At 72.6% G+C, this 4,849-nt stretch carries 4 protein-coding genes; all 4 read right to left on the reverse strand.

Features of this window, described 5'->3' with window-relative positions; genetic code table 11:
- A partial coding sequence (locus VNW53_RS07920; RefSeq protein WP_325554804.1) for an endoglucanase occupies window positions 1-2,748 on the reverse strand: 2,748 nt, incomplete at its 3' end.
- Between the two features lie 3 nt (window positions 2,749-2,751).
- Window positions 2,752-3,726 carry a MotE family protein gene (locus tag VNW53_RS07925; RefSeq protein WP_414693256.1) on the reverse strand — a complete coding sequence of 325 codons (975 nt, stop codon included), beginning with the start codon at window positions 3,724-3,726 and terminating at the stop codon, window positions 2,752-2,754.
- Between the two features lie 5 nt (window positions 3,727-3,731).
- A complete protein-coding gene (locus VNW53_RS07930; RefSeq protein ID WP_325554808.1) occupies window positions 3,732-4,280 on the reverse strand; it encodes a DUF6468 domain-containing protein in 549 nt (182 codons plus the stop codon).
- On the reverse strand, window positions 4,277-4,849 hold a 573-nt coding region (locus VNW53_RS07935; protein ID WP_325554810.1), incomplete at its 5' end, for a FliM/FliN family flagellar motor switch protein. The genes VNW53_RS07935 and VNW53_RS07930, both read right to left, overlap by 4 nt.

The following is a 4,849-nucleotide window of genomic DNA, read 5'->3' on the forward strand; positions in this document are numbered from 1 at the left end:
AACGCGGCCGAAGTCGGCGACGCTCAGGCGATTGGTCGAGACGCCGGTCAGCGCGATGCGCAACGCCTCGGGATTGTGGGCGGCGTCGAAGAAGCCCTTGTACTGGCCGGAGAGCCGCGTCAGGGCCGCGTCGTCGCCGGCCAGGCTGTAGGCCACGCCGGCGCGCAGCAGCTTGCCCTCGTCGTCGGCCGACAGCGCGGTCGGATCCTTCCAGCGGGCGCCGAGCGCCTTTTCGAACTGCGGGCCGGCCTTGGCCCAGTCCTTCTGCTTCCAGGTGATCTCGGCGCGGAGGTCCTGGCCCTCCTTGCTGGTGTCCTTCTCGATGATCTCCAGCGCGGTGTCGTACTTGCCGACGCCCATCCAGGCGCGGGACTCGACCAGCCGCCGCTCGGCGTTCAGCGCGTTGGGCAGCACCGTCGTGCGCGAGGAGTTGATCGCCTGGATCGCCTGCTCGGGCTTGCGGTCCATCAGGTAGATGACCGCGAGGTCCGTGGCGACCTGGGCCTTCGGCACGCCGTCCAGGCGGTTGTCGGCCTGGTACTTGAGGAGTTCGGCCGCCTGGTCCAGCAGGTCCACGTCCACCAGCCGGCGCACCAGCTTGCGGACCATCAGGTCGCCGTCCGAGCCGATTGGGGTCAGCTCCTTGAAGTCGTAGAACAGGGCCAGGGCCTGCACCGGCTCCAGGCCGTCGGCGCTGCCGTCGAGGAAGAGCGAGCGGAAGGCGGCGTTGAGGTCGGACGAAAGCTGCAGGGCCTCGGGCAGGTCCGGCAGGCGGGTGCCGGCCGAGCGCAGCGCCTCCAGCGCCTCGCGGTAGCGGCCCTGGCTCAGGTAGAGCTGGCCGAGCGCGCGGATGGTCTCCAGCTCCGTGGCGTCGCCGCGCCAGCGGTAGCGCAGGCCGTCGAACACCGTGGCCGCCTGCAGGGGCGTGGCCTTGCCCATCTCCAGCTTGATCTGGGTCGCGCGCAGCAACGCCGGAGAAGACAGGGATTCCCGCGGCGCCCCGGCGATGGCCGTGTACATCCTGAGCGCCCGGTCCTTGTGGCCCTGCTGTTCGATGATGCGGGCCTGCACCAGGCGGGTGGCCAGCTCCTCGTAGACGTCGGTCTTGTCGGCGAGCGCCAGGTGGATGCGGGCGTCAGCGCTCGGCAGGTCGCCCTGCGCGAGCGCGGCCTGGGCGTCGGCCCGGGCGAAGCGCGCCCGCCAGGTCGGCGAGAACATGTTGTAGGCCTCGGCGCCCCTGGCGAACTGGGCGCGGGCCTCGGGCCACTGGGCGAGCTGGCTGGCGATGTAGGAGCGCCACAGCGAGCTGGAGCGGTCCTCCACCAGCACCGGCGAGGAGAAGTCGGCCTCGGCCTCCTTGTAGCGGCGGGCCATCACCCGGGCCACGCCGCGCAGGCCGCGGAACTCCGGGTTGTCCATCAGTTGCGGGCTGGCGCGCGCGGTGTCGTTGAGCACGCCGATGGCCTCGAAGCTGAGCTCCGAGCCCACCAGGAAGCGGGCGAGCGCCAGGCGCGCGCCCACCGGCGCGGCCTTGTCCTTGTTGGCCGACTCCACGGTCGCGGCGGCCAGCAGGTGCTGGTAGCGGTCGAGGAAGCCCTTGGGCCCGGTCTTGCCCCAGTCGGGGTCGATCAGGGCCGGCATGGCGGCGGGCTTCGGCGCATCGACGGTCAGGCGCGCGTCTTCCTGGCTGGCGAAGCTGGGCGACAGGGCCAGGCCGAGCTGGCGGCCGATGCGGACGATGTCGCCGTCGCGCGCGATGCGCAGGTCGTCGATGTGGCTTTCGATCGCCAAGCCCTGCACCGAGGGCAGCACCGCCATCTGCACATAGTCGCGGCGGCTGGGCAGGCCCTTGGCGGGGCCGAGCGCGGTGACCACGTCCAGGACGTCGCCGGCTTGCGGGTCGGCCATCTGCACGACCTTGGTGGCGCCGGCCACGGCGGCCTTCAGCGTGGCGGGCCCCTCGGCCTCGTCGCGCACCAGGCGCACGACGCTGGGCGAACCTTCATCGCCGGGGCCGAGCGCGATGGTCCAGGTGTTGCCGATGGAGGAGGCGAAGACCGGAATGCCGCGGGCGGCCTCGATGCGCACGGCGGAATAGTCGCCGCCCTTCATGGACGAGATGGCGCTGTACTGGACCAGGCCCTTGGGCGAGCGGCCGACGTCGATCACCGCGGGGGCGTCGAACACCACCCAGATCGCATCGCCCCGGCGGAACACCGCCGCGCCGGCCGGATTGGCCCAGGTGAAGCTGAACTGCACCTGGGCGTTGTCGATGTGCGAGGCCATGTGGACCACGCCGCCGGCCGGGACCGGGTCGGGGCGCGTGGGCTCGGGGGTGGCGGCCTTGGCGGCGGCGAGTTCCGCAGGCGTGGGCGGCGGCTTCTGGAAGACGTTGACGAACATCGCCCCGTCGGCGGAGCCCACCTTGTAGTCGGCGTCGTCGGTGAGCGTGATCGAGAGCTGCAGATGGCCGCCGACGTGCTTCTTCTCGGCGGTCTTGATCCACTTGGGCGGCGCGGTGTGCAGCCGCGCGATGTCGGGGTCGGCGTCGCGCGGGAAGGTGAAGACCAGGACCTGGCCGTCCCGCTTCACCTGCGCGGCGGGCGCCCCGACGAACTCGACCCGGGAAAAGCCGTCGGCCTGGGCGACGCGCACATCGATGGACGATGTCGCGGCGCCCGCGGGCGCGACGACACCGGCGACGGCGATGGCCGCCACACCTGCGCGCAGGGTCTGGCGCAGGTTCATTTCCTATCCGGCCTTGGCCGGCGGCGGCGTCGCGGCCGGGACGGCGGCGGCAGGCTTGTCGGCCGCGGGGTCGGCGGCGGCCTGGGCGGCCGGCGGGGCCTTCTTGCGCGGCGCGGCCTTCTTGGCGGCGCGGACGGGCTTGGCCTTGGGATCTTCGGCGACGGCGGTCTTGCTCGCCACGGCGTCGGCCTGGGCCGCGGCGTTCTGGGCCAGGGTCTGGGCGGCGGCGAAGCGGTGGGCCAGGGATTCGGTAAGCTTCTTGGCGTCGGCCGGCGGCATCTGGCCGACGATGGCCGAGAGCGAGCGCTCCTTCATCTTGGCGGCGATCGGCAGGCGCACGCCGTCCTCCAGGATGGCCATGCGCGCGGCCGCGTCCTTGGGCTTCATGCCTTCGTAGACCTTCACCAGCCGGTCGACCTCGGCCGCTTCGCGTCCATCCGCCTGGGCCAGCAGGCCCTGGATGTCGGACTTCAGCCCGGTCAGCACCTTGGTCTTGGCGTCGAGCTTGGCCTCTGCGGCGGCCAGCAGGCCGAGCTGGGTGGACAGGTCCGCTTCGCGCTGGTCGAGCTGGCCGCGGCGGGCGCCGAGGTTCTGCAGCACCTGCAGTTCGGCGGGCGAGAGGCCGGCTTCCTTGGCCAGTTCGGCGGCGGTGGGCGCGCAGACGGCCTTGGGCTGGATGGTCGGCGGCGGAAGGCCGGCGGTGGCCGCGGTGTCCTTCGCGTCGCCGGTGGGCGCGGCGGGGCCGCCCGGAAAGGCCGGCGCGACCGGCGTCGCCGGCGCCGCCGAAGGGTCGGCGGCCTTGGTGTCGGCGGGCTTCTTGGCCACGGCCTTCTTGGCCGGCTTGGCCGGAGCCGCGGCGTCCTCGGCCCAGGCCTTGGCGCCGGAGATCAAGCCCGGCAGGTCCCGGGCGCCCGCGAGCGCATTGATCGCCAGCACGCCGCCAAGCGCGATGCCGACCAGCGGCAGGATGCGGGGCATGGATTTCACCGGCGGGCTCCACGGACGTCGTCAAGGGTGATCGGCTCGTCGTCGAAGAGGTCATCCTCGGCGAGGCGGCGGGCGCGCGCGATCTGGCGCTCGACCATGGCGCGTTGGCCGGCCGCCGGGTCGGCGGCCGCGGCGGCGCGCAGGGGCGGCATGGCGCGCTCGGGGCGCATCTCGCGGGCGGCGGCCAGCAGGGCGCCCAGCCGGCGCTCGGCCACCGGATCGTCCGGGGTCACGGCCTGCGCGAGGACGGCGCGTTGCGGCACGCCGGCATGTTCGACCAGGCGCTCCAGCTTCATCGCCAGGCTGCGGCCTTTGTCGATGCGGTCGGCCAGCATGTCGACCGCCTCGTCGGTGGCGGCGCGCAGGTCGGCCAGGCCCTGTTCGGCGCGCGCGGCGGCGGCGTTCAGGTCGGTCACCGCCGCGGCGAAGCCGTCGTGGCTGTCGCGCAGCGCCTTCAGCCGGCGGTTCAGCCGCCAGCCCATCGTCAGCGCCGCCAGCAGCAGGGCCGCCAGCAGCACATTCATGGCCAGACCGATCAAGCTCATGAGGTCCTCGTCACGGCTTGCCGCGCGTGGGGCGTCAGCGGCGCCTCCACACGGACGGCGATGTGGGCGTTGCGGCGGCCCATGCGGCCGCGGGTGAGAGGGATGACGCCGGCGCGCAGCTCGATCAGGCTGTCCGGCGTGGCGTTGAGCATCAGGGTGTCGCCGACCTTCAGGTCGAGCACCTTCTTGAGGCCCATCTGCTGTTCGTCGAGCACGGCGCGGACCTCCATCTGGGTGGTCCACAGCTCGGTGGCCAGGTGGCCTTCCCAGATGTTGTCGCGCCCGAACTTCTCGCCCATGAACTGCTGCAGCAGCATCTTGCGGATGGGTTCGAGCGTCGCGTAGGGCAGCAGCAGCTCGATGCGCCCGCCACGGTCTTCCATGTCGATGCGCAGCTTCACCAGGATGGCGGCGTTGGCGGGCCGCGCGATGGCGGCGAAGCGCGGGTTGGTCTCCAGCCGGTCGAGGTTGAAGGTCACCGGCGTCAAGGGCTCGAAGGCCAGGCGCGCGTCGGCCAGCACCACCTCGACCATCCGCTGCACCAGGACACGTTCGATGGTGGTGTAGGG

The sequence above is a fragment of the Phenylobacterium sp. genome, from assembly GCF_035569475.1.
Lineage (GTDB): Bacteria > Pseudomonadota > Alphaproteobacteria > Caulobacterales > Caulobacteraceae > Phenylobacterium.

Coding starts and splice junctions, on each gene's coding strand:
- VNW53_RS07930 (WP_325554808.1), bottom strand. CDS start 4,280: ATGAGCTTGATCGGTCTGGCCATGAATGTGCTGCTGGCGGCCCTGCTG.
- VNW53_RS07925 (WP_414693256.1), bottom strand. CDS start 3,726: ATGCCCCGCATCCTGCCGCTGGTCGGCATCGCGCTTGGCGGCGTGCTG.